This is a genomic window from Streptomyces sp. NPDC087845 (assembly GCF_044742755.1).
Lineage (GTDB): Bacteria > Actinomycetota > Actinomycetes > Streptomycetales > Streptomycetaceae > Streptomyces.
Genome location: NZ_JBIUVC010000022.1, coordinates 1 through 19,028 on the forward strand (window position 1 = coordinate 1; position 19,028 = coordinate 19,028).

A 19,028-nucleotide genomic window follows, 5' to 3' on the forward strand; every position below is an offset into this window, starting at 1 on the left:
TCGACACTCCGAAGAATCACGGGCGGCCGTGCCCGTTGTCAGGCAAACGGCGAACCCTAACAAGCAATGATCTTGCCGCGATTAAACGCCAAGCTAAAGGTCAGTATCCGCCAGGCGATTCATGATCTCCGCGGCCTTGTCGAGTGCCTTGCGCTCGTTGGCCCGAAGCGTGGTCCCGATCACCTCGGCCAGCCATGCCTTGCGCGCCGCCGGGATCCGCTCGCACAGCACCCGCCCGGCGGGCGTCGCGCTCACCAGGGACTTGCGCCCGTCGTCCGGGTCCTTGGCGGAGGTGATCAGCCCGCCGTCGCGCAGCGCGGCCAGGGTTTCCCCCATCGACTGTCGCCGCACGTGCTCGGCCTGGGCGAGCTCGGTCGCGGTCACCGGCCCGTCCTGCACGATGCGGTGCAAGGTGGTCAGATGCGACCAGTTCCACGGCAGGTCGTCGAGCGGGGTCTCGGTGCGCAGCCGGGCCCGCAGCCGTGTCATGGCCCGCATCAGCTCGACGGCGGTGCCCTCGGGCGGAACCGATTCGCTACTCACCGGGCCAGCATATTGCACGGCGCACACGCCCTGACCAGCGCCGGGATCCCGGCGCGCGAACGGGGGAGGCGACTCCTCCGCGGCCGGCGCGGTGGCGGGTCTACTGGGTGTCGGCCAGCTGTTCCGTAAAGAAGGTGGTCAGCTTCGCGACCGCAGGCGTGACGTACGCGTCCTTGTCGTACAGGTCGGTGTGCACCGCGCCATCGATCCACAGCAGCTCCTTCGGGCCGGGGGCCTTCTGGAAGGCTTCCACACTCATCCAGGAGGTCACCGCGGAGCGTCCGACGATCATGAGCAGCGGGCGCGGGGCGAGCAGTTCGAGGGAGCGGAAGGCGTCGAACGCGACGATGCGGTCGATGCTGGTCCAGGTCAGTGTCCTGGCCGAGCGGGGGTGCTGCGCGCGTGTGGTGCAGTAGTACTCCCAGCCTTCGAAGACGTGCGGGCCTCCTCGGCGGGCCTCTTCCTCGGTGCCGGGGAAGAGCGTGAAGCTCTGGACGCCCTCTCCCCGGGCCTCGGCGGAACGCGCCGCCGAGGCCGCCTGGAGCATGCCCCGGATGACGGCCGGATCCTGGGTTCCGTCGGCTCCCGTGCGGAACTGCCGGGCGATGTCGACGGCGCTGACGGTGCCGACCGCCCTGACTCGCCGGTCGGCCGCGGCCGCGGCAAGGACGTACCCGCCGGAGGCGCAGATGCCGAGCGCGCCGATGCGGTCCGGGGCGATCTCCTCGCGGGTGGTGAGGAAGGAGACGGCGGCCTTGAAGTCCTCGACCCGGTGGGCCGGATCCTCCAGGCCGCGAGGCTCGCCCTCGCTCTCCCCCTGAAACGCCGCGTCGAACGCCAGGGTGACAAAGCCCTCCTCGGCCAGGCGTCGTGCGTACAGGCCGGAGGTCTGCTCCTTCACCCCGCTTCCCGGGTGGCCGACGACGATCGCCGGACACGGACCGGCGGCCGCGCCGCCGGGAGTGTACAGGTGGCCGGCGAGCTCCAGGCCGGCGCTGAGAAAGGTGATGTCAGTCCTCATGACGGGAGTACTCCGGTGACACGGGGAGGGCGGGCTCACCGGGGTGGGCCCGGTGGCCGCCGGGTCTGCCGGCCACATCTCCACCGTCCTCCTGCCGGGCACCCGCTTCCAGGGAGGACCCTGCCTATGCAGACCAGTACCAGGCACAGGGCCACGGCCGAGCGGACACTGGAGCCATGGACCACCGTGCCACGCCCGCCAGAGACAACGAGCTCGGCGCCTTCCTGCGCTCGCGCCGCGCCGCCGTCGATCCGCACCGGGCCGGGATGCCGGACGACGGCCGTCTGCGCCGTGTGCCGGGCCTGCGCCGGGAGGAACTGGCCCAGCTCGCGCACGTGAGCGTCGACTACGTCGTACGACTGGAGCAGGGACGCACCCGCCGCGTCTCCCGTTCCGTCCTCGACGCACTCGCCGACGCCCTCCAACTGGCCCCGGACGAGCGGGAGTACCTGCTCACCGTCGCCGACGTCGCCCCCGTCGCGGCGGTGCGCCGGCCCGGTCGGCCGGCGGTCGCCCCGTGTCTTCGGCAGCTGCTGGACACCATGCCCGGCATCCCCGCCGTGGTCCTCAACCGCCGCATGGACGTACTGGCCTGGAACCGAGGCTCCGCCGCCCTGCTGACCGACTTCGGCGCGCTGCACCGGGACGAGCGCAACCTGATCCGCCTGACGTTCCTCGACGACCACTTCCGCGCCCTGTACGCGGACTGGTCCCGCGCCGCCCGTGAATGCGTCGCCGTACTGCGCATGGAGGCCGGCCGTACGCCTCACGATCCCGAGCTGAACGCACTGGCCGGCGAACTCGGTGTCCGCGATCCGGACTTCCGCACCTGGTGGGCCGGCCATCAGGTGCGCGGTCCACGGCAACTCACCAAGACCTACCTCCACCCGGTCGTCGGCGCCCTCTCACTCGACGTCCAGCAGTTCTCCGTCGACACCCACCCCGACCAGCAGCTTGTCGCCTACACCGCGGAACCCGACTCGCCCTCTCACGAGGCACTCCGAGTCCTCCTGCAGTGGTCCGCGGCCGACACCGGCCGTCGGGACGACCGCAGCACGAGTTCGGAGAGCCTCCAGCCAGGACTTGTCCGACGGATCAGGTGAGTGGAGTGACTGCCTGTGAGGCACCGCGTCCTGCGCGGGGACCGGGAGAGCGCTGACGGCACAGGAACTCAGCGGCTCCGTGACCCCGCGGGCGCGGACGCCCCAGGCGGGAGCGGCTCGCAGGGCCATGCTCCACCATGCGGGCGGACGTCGGGAGCCGATTGCGTCCGGGGGCGAGGCGGCGACATGACGCACAGCCCGTCGGACCGGTTGGTCACTCTCGTCGAAGGCCGATATCGGCGGCCCTTCCCGGGCGCCGGATGGGTCGAAGGCAGTGGCACCTCAGGTCGGGCGGCGGATCCACCCGATGCGGAGGATGCGCAGTCCGGCGGATTCAGCAGCTCCAGGCTCGGACCGGCGACCGGCGACCGGCGACCAGCGACCGGTGACTGGTCCGGAGGATGAGCGGGGACGCCGCCGACCACGTCGCGACGTGAGAGTGCGGAACGGTGTCGAAAGCCCAACTGGAGGGTTTCCAGGGTGTGAAGGGCCGGACCGGGGCCCGGGCGTGAGGCGCTGTCCAGTGGCCGATGTCTGCCGAATCCGGGTCGGTACCGGTCCGTTCGAGGACCATGCCGGCGGTGCCGAGCCGCTCTTCTCCTCGGCACCCCCGGCGGGAAGCCCTCGTCACCCCGGCAGGAATTCCTCGTCTTCCCCGACAGGAAGCAAGACGCCGACAAGCAGAACCGGCCCTCGAATCCGGGGGCCGGTCGTTGTCCGGTAACCGTCTGCGCGGTACCGCGGGCCGGCCCGAGAGGCCCTCAGCCGGGCTCGTCGTCGGCCCGGACGTGGGGTGGCGTCTGCCGCGCCGGTGCCACGTTGTGCCGTCCGGGTGGCCGGGTTTTCGCCGAGGGATGAGGGCCGTGGGCCGGGGACCGTGTGTGCGGGTCGGTGTGCTTCGCCCGGGGTGTAGGGGTTCGGGGTGGAACCCCGGCCCGATTCCGGCGGGCCGGGGTTCTGCGTCAGGCGGGTGGTGAAGGTCGGGTCACCGGCCTTCGTGGTGGCGCTCGATCACGCGGAAGCTGCCCACGACTCCGTCGCGGACGTGGACGCCGCCCCGGACGTGGCCGGGGAAGACGCCGTCGCTGGAGCTGTGCGGGCCGACGGTGGCGATGGGGGCGCCGTTGTCGCAGGTGGCACCGCGGAAGACCTCGATGGTCCGGCGGCTGTCGTTGCGGATGTTGAGGCTCCGGGAGCCCAGACCGCTGACGACGGTGATGCAGCCGCCGCGCTCGTCGGAGTAGGTCCGCTCGTTGATGTGGATGCGGCCCTCCTCGTAGTGCCCGCGCTCCCTCTCGTAGCCCCTGTTGTTGCCCTTGCCCTCGTAGCCTCCGCCCTCGTTGCCCTTGCCCTCGTTACCCTTGCCGGCGTCGCCGCCGTTGAGGGCCGAGATGGGGGCGGCAGCCTGCTGGACGACGGGGGCAGCCTGGGCCGGCTCGTAGGAGGCGGCCGAGGCGTAGGTGATGCCAGTCGCGGCCAGGGCCGCGGCAGCCGCGACAGCGGCCGTAACAACGGTGGAACGGGTAGTCATGTCACTTCTCCTGTCTCAGAGAGGCCGACTGAGCAGCCGACCCGTGATTGAACGTACTGACGGTCCCCATAGCTGTCATATCGGACGCGTTGGGCGCCGGTGCCGGAACGCCGATCGAGGTACACAAGGTACGCCATATGCTATTTCCATATAATCTTACATAAAGTCAACTAGCCCATAAATCAGGCGACTTGAAATCTGGTTAGCCTGTCCAGGCGACTTCCCGAAACCTGCTCACCCCGGCGACCGCGTGTCTTTCATTGACACGCCCCAGGCAGCCGCCCAACACCACCGCCCTGAGCACCTGTCAACCACCACCCCACGCCCTCTTTTGCCTGCTCAGACGGGCTGCGCAGGCACGGGCGGGTTTCCGCTTCCGTCGAGGTCCACCGTGTGGTCCCGTGCCCACGGTGCACCGGGTTGCGTGAGTGGACGCGTCCCATGGGCGGTGAAACCCCACCCCTCGGAGCCGGTGATGCCACCGCTGGGCGACAGGTCCTGTGAGCGCGGCCCTGGGAGCGGCCAAATCGATCGCGGCGACATGCCGATTCTCACGCGAGGGCGCGATCGCGCGCGTTGTGGAGCATGCCGATGCGGATCCCGGCGCGTGCTCTGCGGCGGTCGGTCGTGCGAACGGGACCGTACGCACACTCGGCACGTGGCTCTCGGCGAGACGGAGGCCGTGATCGGTGGTGGGCCCGACAGATGCGTGCTGACCGTCGAGACTTCCGATCGAGTCCTGAACCGAACCACCGGGACTGATGCTGTCCGTCCAGACAGACATCTCCGTGTGCGGCCCCGGCCGGAGATGTCTGTCGACGAGGTGGAGCCGACCGGATTCGAACCGGCGTCTTCCTACATGCCGTGAAGGCGCGACGACCTCTGCGCTACGGCTCCATTCCGTCCGCGATCCTAATATCTGCCCACGGGATGTCGTCAAACGACGTGGAGCAGTGGAACGCGACCGGTGCTACGTCGCAACGGACGGGGTCCGAAGAATGGGGCTCCGCAGTCCGGCGCTCGAATGTTCCTGAGGCAGGGGCCTTGAACTCCGCCCCGCCCGCGAGACCTCCGACCGCCCGTTCACCTTCGTACGCACTTCAGTGGCGAAGAGCCCAGCCGTATTCGGCTCACCTCGCCCGGAGACAAGGGCCACGGCTCCCAGGTTGTCCGGGCCTGCCGGAGTCACAACGGCGCCCGCGGCCGGACGGCCTTCGCCTACGACGGGAGCAGGGGGAGGCCCACCTTGATATCGATGGGTTCCGCGTGACCGCTGACCTGGGCAGAACCGCTGATGTGCAGGGCCCGTGCCCGATCGAGTGTGAGTTCGACGGTGACGTCGCCGTGCTCGTGGAGGTAGAGGCCGACGTCGTACAGATCGGAGACGGCTTCGTCGATCCGCACGGTGGCCACATCGCCGGTCCAGGTGGCGGGAACCGCCGTGACGTAGAGCGTCGGCGGATGGATCGCCCAGCTGAACGGGTCTGTGTCCCGCTGCGCGTCCACGGCCTCGTCGGTTCCGCACACGACGACCGTCACGAGGCCGTCCGGGGCCACCTGGACCGACGACGCCGATCGATCGACGGCGAAGTCCGTGTTGCCGAGGACGAATCGATCCATGGTGGGGCCCCAGTGAATGCCGTGCGGAAAAGGCTGTCCCCGCAGTCTGGCATGAGGACGGCCGGGTGCTGGTCACAGTCCCCCCGTTGGGGCTGCGACCAGCACCGTTGCCTCATCGCCGACGTCGACTCCTGGCCCGGCCCGGGTGCCCGGACACGTTCCGGGACGGCCCGGACCGGGCGCAATCACCTCGCTGCCGGCCCCCTCGTCCGCGGCGGACGGGAGCCGGATGACGATCCGGCAGCATCACGCCACGGTGAACGCGACCCGACGCCGGCTTCGGGTGGGAGTGGGGGTCACTGCGTGCGGTAGGCGTCGACGATGGTCTGGGTGAGGGTGTTCCCGCCGATGTCGGTCAGCTCCGCGCGCAGGGAGACGCCGGTGCCCGCGTGCGGGTTGCGGATCGTGACGGCGCCGCGTTCGACCGGGACCTGGGTCCATGAGGCACCGCCGTCCTCGGACACCGAGACCGCCAGCGAGCGTGTGCGTCCGCCCGCGGCGGCGCCCAGCACGGTGACGGGGACGCGGATACTCGCGTCCGCCGCCGCGGTACCGGTCGGGCTGAGCGCGGGCGAGAATCGCACGACGCTCACCGGCGCCGGGGTCGGAGCGGTCGTTGTGTCCGAGGTGAAGGTCCACGACGCGGTGACACGCGTAGCGGTGCCGGGCGCACCGTCGCGCTTCGCCGTGCTGGTGATCCGGTACGTCGCGCGCCCCCGCGGCACGGTGAATTCGGCTCGCCCGGGGGCGCCGGACTGCGTTCCGATGAGCACGCCGTTGCGGTGGAGAGTGGTCGAGGCCGCGTCGTACGGCGGTGACGAGGGCACGTGACCGTCGCCGTCGGCGAGCAGTGGGACGTCGACGCCGACGTTGTTGCCGTCACGTACGACGCCGGGGCGGCCGGTGAGGTCGGGACCGAAGACGGCGTTGTCGAAGGTGTGTGCCGTGGTGCGCCCGGCCCGCACGGCGATGCCGTTGGCGGCGTAGCGGTTGGTCGGCGCACCGGGCGCGCTGGGGGTGTGGTAGGTGATGTCCCAGGTGCCGCGCTCGGGCGTCACGAGGTACGTCGCGGTGCCGGGTTTCGGCAGCTTCGCGGAGTAGCCGATGGTCAGCCCGACACTCGGCTGAAGGTCGACGGTCGCGGTCCCTTCGGTGCCCGGCCGGGCCGCGCCGCGGACCTGCAGGGTGGCCAGGTCCTCCCGGGCGGGGTGTCGGGTGAGCCCGGCCAGGGCGCGGTTGCCGGTGAAGACGTAGCCGAGCCCGTAACCGAGGTTCTCGGTCGTCCAGTACGCGTCGAACCACTGCTTCACCGATCCGGCTTCGGCGTCCGGACCCAGGTGCGCGACGCGCAGATTCGGTTGGGAGTTCATCAGGTTGGCGAGTCGTGTGGTGCCGCCGTGTGTCACCTCGACGACCATCGCGCTGTACAGGAATCCCGCGGACTTGTCGGGCGGCCGTACGTCGACGGGGCTGGTGGTCCGTGCGTCGACGGTGATGGTGGTGTCGCGATCGAGGTCGAGGCGCGGCTGGACGATCCAGTCCGTGCCGCTCGCTTCTCCACCGGCGGTCAGGGAACTGTCCAGCAGGTACCGGCCCTTGGGCAGACGCACGGTCGTCGTGCCGGAAGCATCGTACGGACGGACGGCCTCGTCGGCACCCGGGCCGGAGATTCCGGTGACGTTGGTGACGTAGTCCGCTGTCTTGCGGCCGGTGCGGTCCAGGTGAGTGATGGTGAGGGCGTACGTCTCCGGCTCTGCGGCGAAGGCAGTGGTGTCCCATGCGGGCGTCGCGCTGCCGACGAGGGCCAGAGCGACGGTCAGAGTCCGCAGGACGCTCCGGCGGGTTACGGAAGAACTGTTCATGACCTGCACTGCGCTGCCGGGCACCGGCGTTCCCGTGAGCCGCGTCACATGGGGAGCGGGATCGCGGCCGAGGGCGGTTTGTGTGGCACACGTCACCGGAACCGGTGCAACGGACGTGGCAGAGCAGAGTGTGGAAACACTCATGAGGAATCGCTTCCGCCGCGGAGACCGCGATGCCCTGGGAGAGCTGTACGACGAGCACGCCCAGGTGCTGTACCGCTATGCCCTGCGGGTGACGGGCGACTGGGCGGAAGCCGAGGACGTCGTATCGGCGACCTTCCTGGAAGCATGGCGCAGCCGGGAGAAGCTGCGCCCCGACGGGGACAGCCTGCGCCCGTGGCTGCTGGGAATCGCCACCAACGTCATGCGCCGCAACGCACGCGCACGCCGGCGCCGCGATGTCGCGCTCGCCCGCGTCCCGGAACGCGGCACGATCCCGGACTTCGTCGACGATCTCGTCACCCACCTCGCGGATGCCGAGCAACTGCGCGCCGCACACACTGCGCTCGCCCGCCTGCGCCACCGTGACCGGGAGGTCTTCACCCTCGTGGTGTGGGCCGGTCTGGACTACGCGGCTGCCGCCGAGGCGCTCGGTGTGCCGGTCGGCACCGTCCGGTCACGGCTGTCCCGCGCCCGTACCCGACTGCGCGAGCTCACCGACGCCGAAGCCCGCGCCGCACGCGCGGAGTCCACGCGGGCCGGAGCCGAACGGCCCTCGGAGGAGGAGAGCAGGAACCCCTCCGCCATCCCCGGCACGCCAGTACCGGGCCGCATTCCCGCGGCCCGGTTGTCGACCCAGGAGAACAACGGATGAACACCACCCCGTGGCGCCGTACGCACCACCGCTCCGAGGAGAACGAACGCCTCGGCCTCACCGGCCTGCTGCCCCCGCCGCCGGTCCCCGGTCTGGACCCCGACCGCGAACTGCTGCTGAAGCGGGAACTCCTGGGCGGGGCCGCGCTCGCCGAAACGCCCGGTCGCCCCACCGTCCGGGCCTCCCACCCGGGGCGACGTCTGGTCCGCGTCGTGGCGCCGGCTGCGGCCTGCGCCCTGGTGGTCGGCGGTGTCGTGGCGGTGAACCTCGCGGACACACCCGGTCGCGCCACCACCGCGGTGACGAATCGCGGGGCCACCAGTAGCCCCGCGGTGACACAACTCCTCGACCGCGTCGCTCTCGCCGCCGCCGGAGCGAAGCAACCGGCGGTCCGCGCCGACCAGTTCGTGTACATCGAGAGCAAGGTCGCCTACGCAGGGCAGAGCGCTGGGGGAGACCCGGTGACCGTGGCTCCCGCGCACACGCGGCAGGTGTGGCTGTCCGCCGACGGCAGCCGCTCCGGTCTGCTGCGCGAGGCCGGCGAGCCCGACTCCCGGCTCGGCGACGACGCACCGGTGTACCACCTGGGCGGCCCGGGGGCGACACCCCGGCCGAGCACGCTGCACGGGTCGGATCCGTCGATCGGCAACCCGACCCACGCGTACGTCGCGTCACTGCCCACCGACCCGGACGCCCTGCTGAAGCTGATCCGGGACGAGACCCACGGCGAAGGCCAGGACCCGGACCAGCGCGCATTCACCGCGATCGGTGATCTGCTCGCCGAGACCTGGGCGCCGCCGCGAGTCAGCGCCGCACTCTACCGGGCCGCCGCGAAGATCCCCGGGGTCACGGTGGTCCACGGGGCCGCCGACGCCGCGGGACGCGAGGGCGTCTCCGTGGCCCGTACGGCACACGGACGGCAGACGCAGTGGATCTTCGACCGGACCACGTACGAGTTCCTCGGTGAACGTACCGTCCTCACCGAAGCGGGCGACGCCGGCCCGGCCGGGACCGTTCTCGGCACCTCCGCGATCCTCACCAGGGCCGCAGTCGACCGCCCCGGCGAGACCCCGGCGAACAGGACGGCGTAGCGCGGCAGCCATACGCACCGGCGGCCCCGCGGCGGCGTGTCACCGGGGCCGGTCGGTGCCCCTCCGGGCGTTCACGTCGGCCGCACGGGCCCTGGCACGGGTGGGACGGGGCCGACGTGGTCGCTTCGGGCATGGGGCAGTCGGCGCACGGCGGTGAAAGCCAGCGGGATCACGGCCGCGGCGGCGGCGAGGACGCCGGCGGCCGCGGCCACCCGGAAGCCGCCGAACGTCTGGGCCAGCGGTCCGACCGCCAGCTGCCCGACAGGGATCGCGATGTACGACAGCACATCGTCGTAGGACGTGACACGCGACAGCACCTGCGCGGGGACGTGTTCCTGCAGCGAGGTGTCCCAGGCGACGGCGGTGACGGAGGAGCCGAGCCCGGCGATGAACGCGCCCGCGACCAGCCATGGGGCATGCAGGTGTGCGCCGAGCACGAGCAGCGGCAGCGCGGCGAGCGCGCTCGTCAACTGCCCCAGCCGCAGCAGGTGCCTGACCACGATCCGGTACATCAGCAGGCTTGATACCAAGAGGCCGACGCCGCGGGCGCTGAGCACGAATCCCCATGTCGCCTCGCCACTGATCTGCCGGGTGAGCTGGGGGCCCAGGATCTGCCATGTGCCGGTCTGGACCAGGTTCATCAGACAGAAGGACATCGTGCCGGCCCAGACCCAGGGGATCCGGCGGAACTCGGTCCACCCGACGCGGATGTCGGTCAGGACGGTGGCCCGCCGGGGTGCGATCGTGCCGGTGGCAAGGGTGAGTCGTGCGAGGAGACCTGCCGCGAGCAGATAGGTGAACGCGTCGAAAGCGATGGCGGGACCGCTGCCGACTGCCACGACGAGCACGCCCGACAGGCTCGGTCCAAGGATCTTGCAGGCGTTGCGTGCCGATCCCAGCACCGAGTTCGCCTGCCGGAGAAGGGTCTTGTCGACGAGTTGGGGCACGATCCCGCGCAGGGCCGGAGTGATGAACGCGGCGAGTGCGCCGTTGAGGAACTCCAGTACGGCCACCAGGACCAGTGAGTAGTGGCCGGACAGCAGGAGCGCCGCGACGCCGCCCTGCGTGAGTGCCGAGCCGAGATGGGCCGCCATCAGGACGGTCCGGCGTGAGAACCGGTCGGCCGTGGCCCCGCCCACCAGAAGGAGCGCCAGCAGCGGCAGCATATGGGCGGACAGGACGATGCCGAGGTCGTGGGCGCTGCCCGAGGAGTCCAGCACCGCGAACGCCAGCGCCACCGGAGCCATCGAACTGCCGAGCAACGACACCAGACGTCCGGCGAAGAACGAGCGGAATTCAGTTTGCCTGAAGAGAGGGGAATACACCGGCCGCAGTCTGCGACGGCGCGACAGCGCACGCTAACGTTTCGGCAGGAGGCGAAAGATGGTGCTGCTACGGCTGAACTCGATGGCCCTGTCGCAATCCCGGTTCGCGCTGTCGCCGATTGCCGAGACGCTGGGGTCGATGATCGTGTTGACCCAACCCTGCTCCGATTCGTGGCTCACCCCCTGGTACACCCGCCACCACGACGAGTTCGGCGCGGTCCTTGACGCCGACCCCTTCGCCAAGGGGCTGGTCGAGTTGATCGGTTCGACCAAGTACCTGCCGGGCTTCGTCACGCTCCCGCCGTCCGGCGGCATGCGAACGACCCTCGCGGACGAATTGGAAGCTGTCGCGGGTGCGCGCGACGAGGACGTACGCGCCGACCTCGAAGCAGCGGTCGCGCACAGCTGGAAGCGGCACGACCTGAAGTGGCTGACCGGGCGCGGATGGGGAGCCCGAACAGCCGACCTGTTCCGATACGCATGGAACAGCTGCATCTCCCAGGACTGGCCGCGCCGCCGGGCGCTGCTGGAACGGGACGTCACCTACCGCGCCGGTCTGCTGGCCGCCTACGGCTGGCCGCGTGCCCTGGAACACATGAACCGCCGCAGCGCATGGGTCGGCACCGACGCGATCCGCTTCAGCAACCAGCCCGGACCGGACCATGTGGTCGGCGAGGAAGGCATGCTGTTCGTCCCGGTCTGCATGACGAGGGGCACCTGGTTGTGCGAGGCGCCGCATGCACGGTACGCCCTGGTCTACCCGGCCCGGGGATCCGCCGCGACGACCGAACAGCCCAGACCGGCCCATGCCTTGGAGCGGCTGATCGGCGCCGGCCGTGCCGCCCTGCTGCACGAGCTCGAACGCCCCGCCACCAGCAGCGAACTCGCCGCGCAACTCGGTCAGTCACTGGGCACCGTCGGAGGTCATCTGGCCGTCCTGCGCAATGCCGAGCTGATCGCAGGTACGAGAGTCGGCCGACGCGTTGTCTACCGGCGCACGGATGCCGGCGATCTCCTTGCCGGACGGAGCGAAACCTGACCCACGGCCGGGAAGGCGGAGGTTCTGCACGGCCGGCGACTGGCGGCCGGCGGCAGCGGACGCGCCGCTCTCGAAACGGCCGGGCGTCGTTCCTGCCCACGGCTTCCCGGCCTCATTGAGGTCAACCGTTTCCGCAGGAAGAATCCAGTTGTTCACTGGTTCGGGTCCTTGCCGCTCTCCGGCATCTCCGCTCGGGCATGGTCGAGGGTGTGGGCATGCGCCGCGACGCGGTCGCACTCGTTCGCGCGACGGCGGTCGGCGGTCGCGCAGCCCGGTCGACGTGAGCAGCGAGAAGGGGAGATGGGTGGAGCCCGTGTGGCAGACCGAGGAGTTCGGTGCGTCTCATGAAGGCCGTCCGGGGCGGTCCTGGCCGACGGCAGCGAGCCGAAGCCGACGATGGGAGTGTGATCGACCCATGCGCCGCATGCCACCATGCTGGGCATGGATGCTTCCGACGTGACAACCACCGCGCACCAGGTGAACCACCGGTGGCGGGCTCGACAGGCGCCCGACGGAGATTTCGTCGTGTTCGCCGACGGCTCTCTGTCGGTGATGAACCTCCTGTGTCTCTCCGGGCCCGATGAGCACGGCAGCCCAGGGACGGAGGAGTGGCATTGGACGGAGCTCCTGCGAGCCACTGAGTGGAGCGCCGGCAACTGGGTGGAAGTCGACTCCGCGCTCTCCACGCACACTTGTGCCGGCAGCCGTGCCTGGGCAGGAGAGTCGGCCGACCACGGGAGTATCGGCTGGGTCGCGCTGACCCGGGACGACGGCGAAGACACCCTGGAGTGGATCGCGATCTCCAACTGGTCCAACCCGTTCTGCGAGGTCACCCTGGACGAGACCACGGTGACCGCTGCCAGTACCGCGGGCCGTATATGGGCCTTCCCGCGAAACGTGCCCCAGAACGTGAAGATCACCGAGGACCCGGCCCACCCGAGGGGAGCGGCACCGGATGTACGGCGGGTGGGGGCTTGAGGGCCGGCCCGGGGCGATGGACGTACGGGTGCCGCGCCACGCCACGCAGTCTCCTGTGCCTCGGGCCGACGAGCGCATTGCCCTCGGGGGCGGGGCTATGCGGGGAGCATGGCGCGCCGCCCGGGGGCCGCGGAGGACTGCATGCTCATGCCGCCGTCGACGACGAGGAGTTGGCCGGTGAGGTAGCGGGACTCGTCGGAGGCGAGGAAGACCATGGTGTGGCCGATGTTCTCGGGAGAGCCCAGGTACGGCAGAGCATTGCCCATCTTCAGCGCTTCGACGACGTCTTCGGGCAGGTTGTTCTCCAGGGCGGGGCTCGCGTGGTCCCGCGCGGGTGGAGCGGAGAACCCCTCAGCCGCAGGCTGACCGAGAAATGCGGGGGGAGGCAAACCCTGGCGGGGAGGGGGGGCGAGCCGGACCCGCTCCGGGCTGCGGGTGCCAGCACCGACCTGGGGGCCCGGACCGAGCCGGTGAGGAGAAGAGGCCGGCGGCAAGCGCCGTGACGGGGCGGAAGCCGGCGGCAAGCGCCGTGACGGGACGGCCGGATCGGACTGCTCGCAGCTCACCCACGTACTCAACCGGCGGTTGACCCAGGGGCATTGACCGATGCGCCGGGCGGCGCGGTTGGTGTGGGAGAAGGTGCCCGAGGACTTCGCGGCGGACATCGCATGCCGGGCGCGAAGTCCGCAGCCCGTCCAGTACGTCGGCGACATGGAGCCCGGACGGATGAAGCCCGCCGATGGCCTCGCCCGCCGATGGCCTCGCCCGCCGCGCGGGCGAGGATGTGAAGACGGGACAGGGCCGCCCGAGGCCCTCGTGCGACTACGAAGCGTGCCCGCACCTGGACGGCAAGGTGGTGGCACCGGCGCCGCCCCGGCGGGAGCGGCCGTACCGCAGGGCCGGCAGCGGCACCTCGGCAACTTGGTTTCATGGCTTGTTCCAGAACCATTGACCGGAAGCGTCCACAACGTTAAGTTGCCGAACTAATAGCTCGTTACCAGACAACGTGTTCAGATGCTCTGTGGCGTCGGATATCCGAGGGGCACCCCGGGGCGGGAGCGACGTTCGTCGCCTGCGGCCGCCCCGTGCCCGTCCTCCCGCGGCAGAGCAGTTCGCCCCTGCTTCTCTCGAACCGCGGGAGTTCCTCCGTGCCCTCACAGCCATCTCCGCCGCTGCCCCTCGACGCGTCCGGCGGCCTTGAGGCGCCGGTGTTCGACCGGCGCCGTGCCTGGCTCGTCACCGCGTTGATCGTCACGTTCATGGTCGTCAATTTCGCGGACAAGTCGGTGCTCGGACTGGCAGCCGGCCCGATCATGGATGAACTGGACATCAGCCACAGCACCTACGGCCTGATCTCCAGTGCCTACTCGGTGCTTTTCAGCCTCTCCGGACTGCTCATCGGCTTCTTCTCCTCGCGCGTCTCCAGCCGCGTCCTGCTGTTCACAATGTGCCTGGTCTGGGGTCTGGCCCAGCTCCCGGTGCTGATCGTGGCGGCTGTGCCGACGCTGGTCGCCGGCCGGATCCTGCTCGGCGCGGCCGAGGGCCCGGCAACACCGATGTCCATGCACGCCCTCTACAAATGGTTCCCGGTCGGGCGCCGCGGCCTCCCGTCGGCACTGCAGATCAGTGGTGCCGCGCTCGGCACGCTCATCGCGGCGCCCGTGGTGACCTGGCTCATCACGCAGTTCGGGTGGCGTTCGGCCTTTGCCGTGCTGGCCGTGACGAGCTTTGTGTGGAGTGGGGTGTGGTGGTTCGCCGGACACGACGGTCCCCACGACCAGCCGCCCGCTCGCGCGGTGGTCAAGACGGCCGGGTCTGTGCGCGTCCCCTACCGCCGGCTCCTGCTGTGCGGCACGGTGGCGGGGAGTGTGGCCAGCGCGTTCGGAGCATCGTGGGCGATGGGGGTCAGCCAGGCATGGCTGCCCTCGTACCTCAGGTCCGAGCTGGCCATGAGCCCGGGTGCTGCGGCGTCGGTCATCAGCGCCGTGTCCGCCTTCAGCTTTGCGTTGCTGCTGGCGCTGTCGCCGGTGGTCGACCGGCTGACCCGGCGAGGGGTGTCGCTGCGCTGGTCGAGCGGCGTGCCGCAGGGTCTGGCGGTGATGTGTGCGGGGGTGGCCATGGCGGCGTTTCCCTTCGTCGGTTCGCTCCCGGTGAGGCTCGCCCTGATCGCGGTCGCCTTCGGGGTGCACTCCATCGCATTCCCGTTGCACTACATGACGGCCGCGGCGGTCGTGCCCGCCTCCCAGCGCGGCGCGCTCTTCGGGATCGTCGCCGCGACGGGGACGCTTCCGGGGCTGCTCGCCCCCTCCCTCACCGGTCGTCTGCTGGATACGGCGTCCTCGGAGAGTGCGGGCTACACCCTGTCGTTCGTCCTGGCGGCGGCCGTCATGATCGCCACCGGGACGGTGGCCGTCTGCTGCATCCGCCCGGCGCGTGACGCGGGGCGCATGGGCGTGTCCTAGGCGGGGTGCGGGAGGGCCGCCGGTGGACGGTGGGGCCCGGCCGGCCGCCGACGGCGCAGAGAGGCGGGGGTTCAGTCCTGGTCCGGTGCGGCGTATCCGCTGGCCCAGTACCGGCCGTGCAGGGCCAGGTCCAGGAGCATGCGCACGACCTCTTCGGCGGGCAACGGAGAGGCGTCCTCGGCCCACCAGCGCAACACGGCGATCTGTTCGCCGACCCAGACCCGGGCCAGGAGGTCGGCGTCGATGCGGGGCTCGACGCCGTTGCGATCGGCGCGGGCCTTGAACTCCTGCGCCGTCGCGGCGGCGCAGGAGTCCACGAACATCTGCAGGGGCCTGCCGTCGCCCTCGCCGCGCAGGACGACGCGGTACAGGTCCCTTTCGTCGGCCACATGCCGCAGCATCTCCAGCAGCGGCTTGCCGGTGAACCCGACGGCGCTGCCGGCGACCGCCGGTTCCAGGCGCTGCGCCAGTCGCTCCAGCAGGTCGGCGGTCACGCACGTGAACAGGTCGTCCTTGCCCTTGAAGTGCGCGTAGAAGGTGGCGCGCGCGACATCGGCCCGCTCGGTGATGTCTTCGACGGTGAGCGCGCCGAAGCCGCGTTCCAGTACCAGCTCCACCAGCGCGGCCGCCAGTGCCTTGCGGGTCCGTCTGGTCCGCCTGTCCCCGGCCATGAGGCCCCCTTCGCAGCGGTCGTGATCCGCGCACAGTCTAGATGGCTCTTGACAGAGCAGCAGTTACCAAACAATCTGTCTGGAAAAAGTCTGCGCGTTTGTAATTGGTTGAACTGCAAGGCTGGAGATCGTTGATGAACCTCGGTACCTACCTCACCCGCAGCGCCCGCTACTGGCCCGATGCCACCGCCCTGGTCTGCGGCGAGCGTTCCTGGAGCTACGAGGAGCTGGACGGCGCGACCAACCGGCTCGCCTCCGCCCTCGTCGCCCGCGGGCTGCGCCCCGGCGACGCGGTCGCCTCTTTGGCCTGGAACCGCGGGGAACTCGTCGAGGTCGAATTCGCCCTGTACAAGGCCGGGCTGACACGTGCCCCGATCAACGCCCGCCTCGGCCGGGGCGAGATCGAGCACATCTTGCGGTACGCGCCCGTGCAGGCCCTCGTCTTCGACGCGGAGCACCGAGAGGACGCGCTCGCCGCCATCGCGGCAGCGGGCACCGGTTGTCTTCCGGTCCTGCTCGACGAGGGCGAAGAGCCGGACACCACCGCAGGCGCGGCACCGGATGCCACCGCGGTCCTCGGCTACCGGGCCCTGCTCGGCGAGGCGGCCGACGCCCCGGTGGCTGTCGAGGTCGACGAGGACGCGCCGTGTGTCCTGAACTTCACCTCCGGTTCCACCGGCGCGCTCAAGGCCGCGGTGCAGACCTTTGGCAACCGGGTGGCCAACATGCGCAAGCAGCTCATGAGCGACGAGTCGCGCCCGGGACCCGGCACGCGCTACCTGGCCTGCGGCCCGATCACGCACGCCACCGGGATGACCCTGCTGGCCGGTGTGTTCGGCGGATCGACCACGCATGTGCTGCCGTCGTGGAGCGCGGAGGCCTTCGTGGACACGGTGGAGAAGGAGCGCATCACCGCCACCTTTCTCGTTCCGGCCATGATCAACATGGTGCTCGCCCATCCGGAGGCGGCGGGCCGGGACCTGTCCAGCCTCACCAGTGTGCGCGTGGGGGGAGCCCCGATCTCCCCCCAGCGCCTGCGCGACGCCGTGCAGTTCTTCGGCCCGGTCGTGGCACAGGGGTACGGGCTCGGCGAGACCACCAGTGTGGTGGCCGGGTTGAGCAGCCAGGAGGTCGCCCACGCCGTCGCGGACGATCCCGAACTGCTCCAGTCCTGCGGGCGGGCGATGTACGACACCGAGATCCGCGTCGTCGACGACGCCGGCCGGCCGCTGCCGCCCCGCGAGGTCGGCGAGGTCATCGTCCGCGGCCCCGACTGCGTGCGTGAGTACTGGCAGGAGCCCGAACTGTCGGCTCAGACCTTCCGCGACGGGTGGGTCCACACCGGTGACCTCGCCTGGATGCGCGAGGACGGCTATCTGTTCCTGGTCGACCGCAAGAAGGACATGATCATCTCCGGCGGGTTCAACATCTACTGCACCGAGGTGGAGGCCGCCCTCTACGAGCACCCCGGCGTCCAGGAAGTCTGCGTCATCGGTGTCCCCGACGAAAAGTGGGGCGAAGCGGTCAAGGCCGTCATCGTGCCCCGCCCCGGCCACGCTCTCACCGCCGACGGGATCGCAGCGTTCTGCGCCGAGCGCCTCGACCGCTTCAAGAAGCCGAAGACCGTGGACTTCGTCGGCGAACTGCCCCACAACCGCAACGGCAAGCTCGACCGCAAGGCCGTCCGCGAACCGTTCTGGGCAGGCGCCGACCGCCGTGTGAACTGACCCCCCCGCCCTCCGACCGGCAAGGACCACTACGAAATGACCTTCTCTCTCCGCCCCGTCTACGACGCCCCGCAGGTCTCCGGCCTCGTCGACCGGCTCCGCACCTACCTCGAGGGCGAACTCGCCGACTACGAGCGCGAGCGCGGCATCACCCACGACACGCGGCTCACCCGCGCCGACCTCGAACCCGTCTGGCACCGCAGCCGCGAACTGGGCTTCTACGGCATCCACCTGCCGGAGGAGTACGGCGGCCAGAACCTCTCCTACACCGCACTGGCCGCTCTCAAGGAGGAGGTCGGGGCCAGCGGGCGCGTGCTGGGGCACAGCGTGCTGGGCGACATGGGCGGTCCGCTGCGCGCGGGCGACATCCTGCGGCACGCAACTGAATACCAACTGGACAAATTTCTGGTGCCCTTGGTGCGCGGCGAACGCGCCTGCTGCTTCTCGCTGACCGAGACCGATGCCGGTTCCGACGTCCGCTCGATGCGTACCACCGCCGTCCGCGACGGCGACGGCTACCGCTTGAGCGGCCACAAGGTGTTCAGCTCAGCGGGCCCCTTCGCGGACTTCGCCATCGTCGTCGCCCGGATGGCCGGAACCGGCGAACAGGAGGGTGACAAGCCGTCCTTCTCCGCCTTCCTCGTCGACCTGGACAGCCCGGGTTGCCAGGTCGACGACGGCGCGACCCCCATGTCCGGGGAACACATCGAGAGCGACATCATCCTGGACGACTGCCACGTCCCCGCCGAGAACCTGCTCGGCGAGGAGGGCAAAGGCATGCGGATCGCCCTCGGCCGCGTCACCACCAACCGGCTTCTGCACTGCCCCAGCGTCATCGGCGCCACCCGCCGCGCCCTCGATCTCACCCTTGAACGAACCCGCCACCGCAAGGTCGCCGGCGGACAGCCGTTGCTGGCCCTGCAGTCCATTCAGCACAAGGTCGCCGACATGGCCACCGACCTCTATGCGGCCCGGTCCATGACCTACGCCGCGCTCGCCGCCCTCGACCAGGGCAACGAGGTGCGCACCGAGGCGTTCATGTGCAAGCTGTTCGTCGCCGAGTCCGCCTTCAGGATCCTCGACCAGGCTGTCCAGATCCACGGCAAGGAAGGCCTCACGCAGGGCAATGAGATCGAGTTCCTGTTCCGCAAGATCCGCATGTTCCGCATCCTGACCGGCACTTCCGAGATCCAGCGCAACGGCATCGCCCACGGCCTCGCCTTCATGGCCTGACCCGTCTC

At 70.3% G+C, this 19,028-nt stretch carries 15 protein-coding genes, 1 tRNA gene and 1 pseudogene; 8 read left to right on the forward strand and 9 right to left on the reverse strand.

Annotated elements, in window-relative coordinates:
* Positions 1 to 93: 93 nt before the first annotated feature.
* Together ACIOMQ_RS35885 and ACIOMQ_RS35890 are read right to left on the reverse strand one after the other, a co-directional pair.
* Positions 94 to 543 (reverse strand): MarR family transcriptional regulator, encoded by a 450-nt coding sequence (locus ACIOMQ_RS35885; protein WP_362212912.1) that lies wholly within the window; start codon positions 541 to 543, stop codon positions 94 to 96.
* 100 nt (positions 544 to 643) lie between these two features.
* Positions 644 to 1,564 (reverse strand): alpha/beta hydrolase, encoded by a 921-nt coding sequence (locus ACIOMQ_RS35890; RefSeq protein WP_362212915.1) that lies wholly within the window; start codon positions 1,562 to 1,564, stop codon positions 644 to 646.
* Between the two features lie 176 nt (positions 1,565 to 1,740).
* On the opposite strand from ACIOMQ_RS35890, the gene ACIOMQ_RS35895 reads away from it, so the two are divergent.
* Positions 1,741 to 2,667 (forward strand): helix-turn-helix transcriptional regulator, encoded by a 927-nt coding sequence (locus ACIOMQ_RS35895; protein WP_401944845.1) that lies wholly within the window; start codon positions 1,741 to 1,743, stop codon positions 2,665 to 2,667.
* Between the two features lie 985 nt (positions 2,668 to 3,652).
* Here ACIOMQ_RS35895 and ACIOMQ_RS35900 read toward each other — a convergent pair.
* The 4 genes from ACIOMQ_RS35900 to ACIOMQ_RS35915 form a co-directional block, all read right to left on the reverse strand.
* Entirely contained in the window at positions 3,653 to 4,198 is a 546-nt protein-coding gene (locus tag ACIOMQ_RS35900; protein WP_401270631.1) for a hypothetical protein, read from the reverse strand.
* Positions 4,199 to 5,022: 824 nt separating this feature from the next.
* Positions 5,023 to 5,095, reverse strand: a tRNA-Ala gene (locus ACIOMQ_RS35905).
* A 321-nt stretch (positions 5,096 to 5,416) separates the two neighbouring features.
* Positions 5,417 to 5,818 carry a hypothetical protein gene (locus ACIOMQ_RS35910; protein ID WP_401759285.1) on the reverse strand — a complete coding sequence of 134 codons (402 nt, stop codon included), beginning with the start codon at positions 5,816 to 5,818 and terminating at the stop codon, positions 5,417 to 5,419.
* A 296-nt stretch (positions 5,819 to 6,114) separates the two neighbouring features.
* A complete protein-coding gene (locus ACIOMQ_RS35915) occupies positions 6,115 to 7,680 on the reverse strand; it encodes a serine protease (RefSeq protein ID WP_402191944.1) in 1,566 nt (521 codons plus the stop codon).
* Between the two features lie 142 nt (positions 7,681 to 7,822).
* Here ACIOMQ_RS35915 and ACIOMQ_RS35920 point away from each other — a divergent pair, with 142 nt between their 5' ends.
* Both ACIOMQ_RS35920 and ACIOMQ_RS35925 read left to right on the forward strand, forming a co-directional pair.
* Positions 7,823 to 8,494 carry an RNA polymerase sigma factor gene (locus tag ACIOMQ_RS35920; RefSeq protein ID WP_401270624.1) on the forward strand — a complete coding sequence of 224 codons (672 nt, stop codon included), beginning with the start codon at positions 7,823 to 7,825 and terminating at the stop codon, positions 8,492 to 8,494.
* On the forward strand, positions 8,491 to 9,585 hold the full coding sequence (locus tag ACIOMQ_RS35925; RefSeq protein WP_402191946.1) for a CU044_5270 family protein: 1,095 nt from the start codon (positions 8,491 to 8,493) through the stop codon (positions 9,583 to 9,585). The genes ACIOMQ_RS35920 and ACIOMQ_RS35925 overlap by 4 nt, the downstream gene beginning before the upstream one ends.
* Positions 9,586 to 9,656: 71 nt before the next feature.
* Here ACIOMQ_RS35925 and ACIOMQ_RS35930 read toward each other — a convergent pair whose 3' ends face one another.
* Positions 9,657 to 10,910 carry an MFS transporter gene (locus ACIOMQ_RS35930; protein WP_402191949.1) on the reverse strand — a complete coding sequence of 418 codons (1,254 nt, stop codon included), beginning with the start codon at positions 10,908 to 10,910 and terminating at the stop codon, positions 9,657 to 9,659.
* A 58-nt stretch (positions 10,911 to 10,968) separates the two neighbouring features.
* On the opposite strand from ACIOMQ_RS35930, the gene ACIOMQ_RS35935 reads away from it, so the two are divergent.
* Together ACIOMQ_RS35935 and ACIOMQ_RS35940 are read left to right on the forward strand one after the other, a co-directional pair.
* Positions 10,969 to 11,949 (forward strand): ArsR/SmtB family transcription factor, encoded by a 981-nt coding sequence (locus tag ACIOMQ_RS35935; protein WP_402191951.1) that lies wholly within the window; start codon positions 10,969 to 10,971, stop codon positions 11,947 to 11,949.
* A gap of 441 nt (positions 11,950 to 12,390) precedes the next feature.
* A complete protein-coding gene (locus ACIOMQ_RS35940; RefSeq protein WP_362208693.1) occupies positions 12,391 to 12,927 on the forward strand; it encodes a hypothetical protein in 537 nt (178 codons plus the stop codon).
* A 95-nt stretch (positions 12,928 to 13,022) separates the two neighbouring features.
* On the opposite strand, the pseudogene ACIOMQ_RS35945 reads toward ACIOMQ_RS35940, so the two are convergent.
* Positions 13,023 to 13,244 (reverse strand): annotated as a pseudogene (locus ACIOMQ_RS35945) (SDR family oxidoreductase); the annotation flags it as partial.
* 831 nt (positions 13,245 to 14,075) lie between these two features.
* Here ACIOMQ_RS35945 and ACIOMQ_RS35950 point away from each other — a divergent pair.
* A complete protein-coding gene (locus ACIOMQ_RS35950) occupies positions 14,076 to 15,389 on the forward strand; it encodes an MFS transporter (RefSeq protein ID WP_362208688.1) in 1,314 nt (437 codons plus the stop codon).
* 71 nt (positions 15,390 to 15,460) lie between these two features.
* On the opposite strand, the gene ACIOMQ_RS35955 is transcribed toward ACIOMQ_RS35950, so the two are convergent.
* On the reverse strand, positions 15,461 to 16,060 hold the full coding sequence (locus ACIOMQ_RS35955; RefSeq protein ID WP_362208685.1) for a TetR/AcrR family transcriptional regulator: 600 nt from the start codon (positions 16,058 to 16,060) through the stop codon (positions 15,461 to 15,463).
* 134 nt (positions 16,061 to 16,194) lie between these two features.
* Here ACIOMQ_RS35955 and ACIOMQ_RS35960 point away from each other — a divergent pair, with 134 nt between their 5' ends.
* Together ACIOMQ_RS35960 and ACIOMQ_RS35965 are read left to right on the forward strand one after the other, a co-directional pair.
* Entirely contained in the window at positions 16,195 to 17,787 is a 1,593-nt protein-coding gene (locus ACIOMQ_RS35960; RefSeq protein WP_401759270.1) for an AMP-binding protein, read from the forward strand.
* Between the two features lie 36 nt (positions 17,788 to 17,823).
* On the forward strand, positions 17,824 to 19,020 hold the full coding sequence (locus tag ACIOMQ_RS35965) for an acyl-CoA dehydrogenase family protein (protein WP_401759267.1): 1,197 nt from the start codon (positions 17,824 to 17,826) through the stop codon (positions 19,018 to 19,020).
* The last annotated feature ends 8 nt before the right edge of the window (positions 19,021 to 19,028 follow it).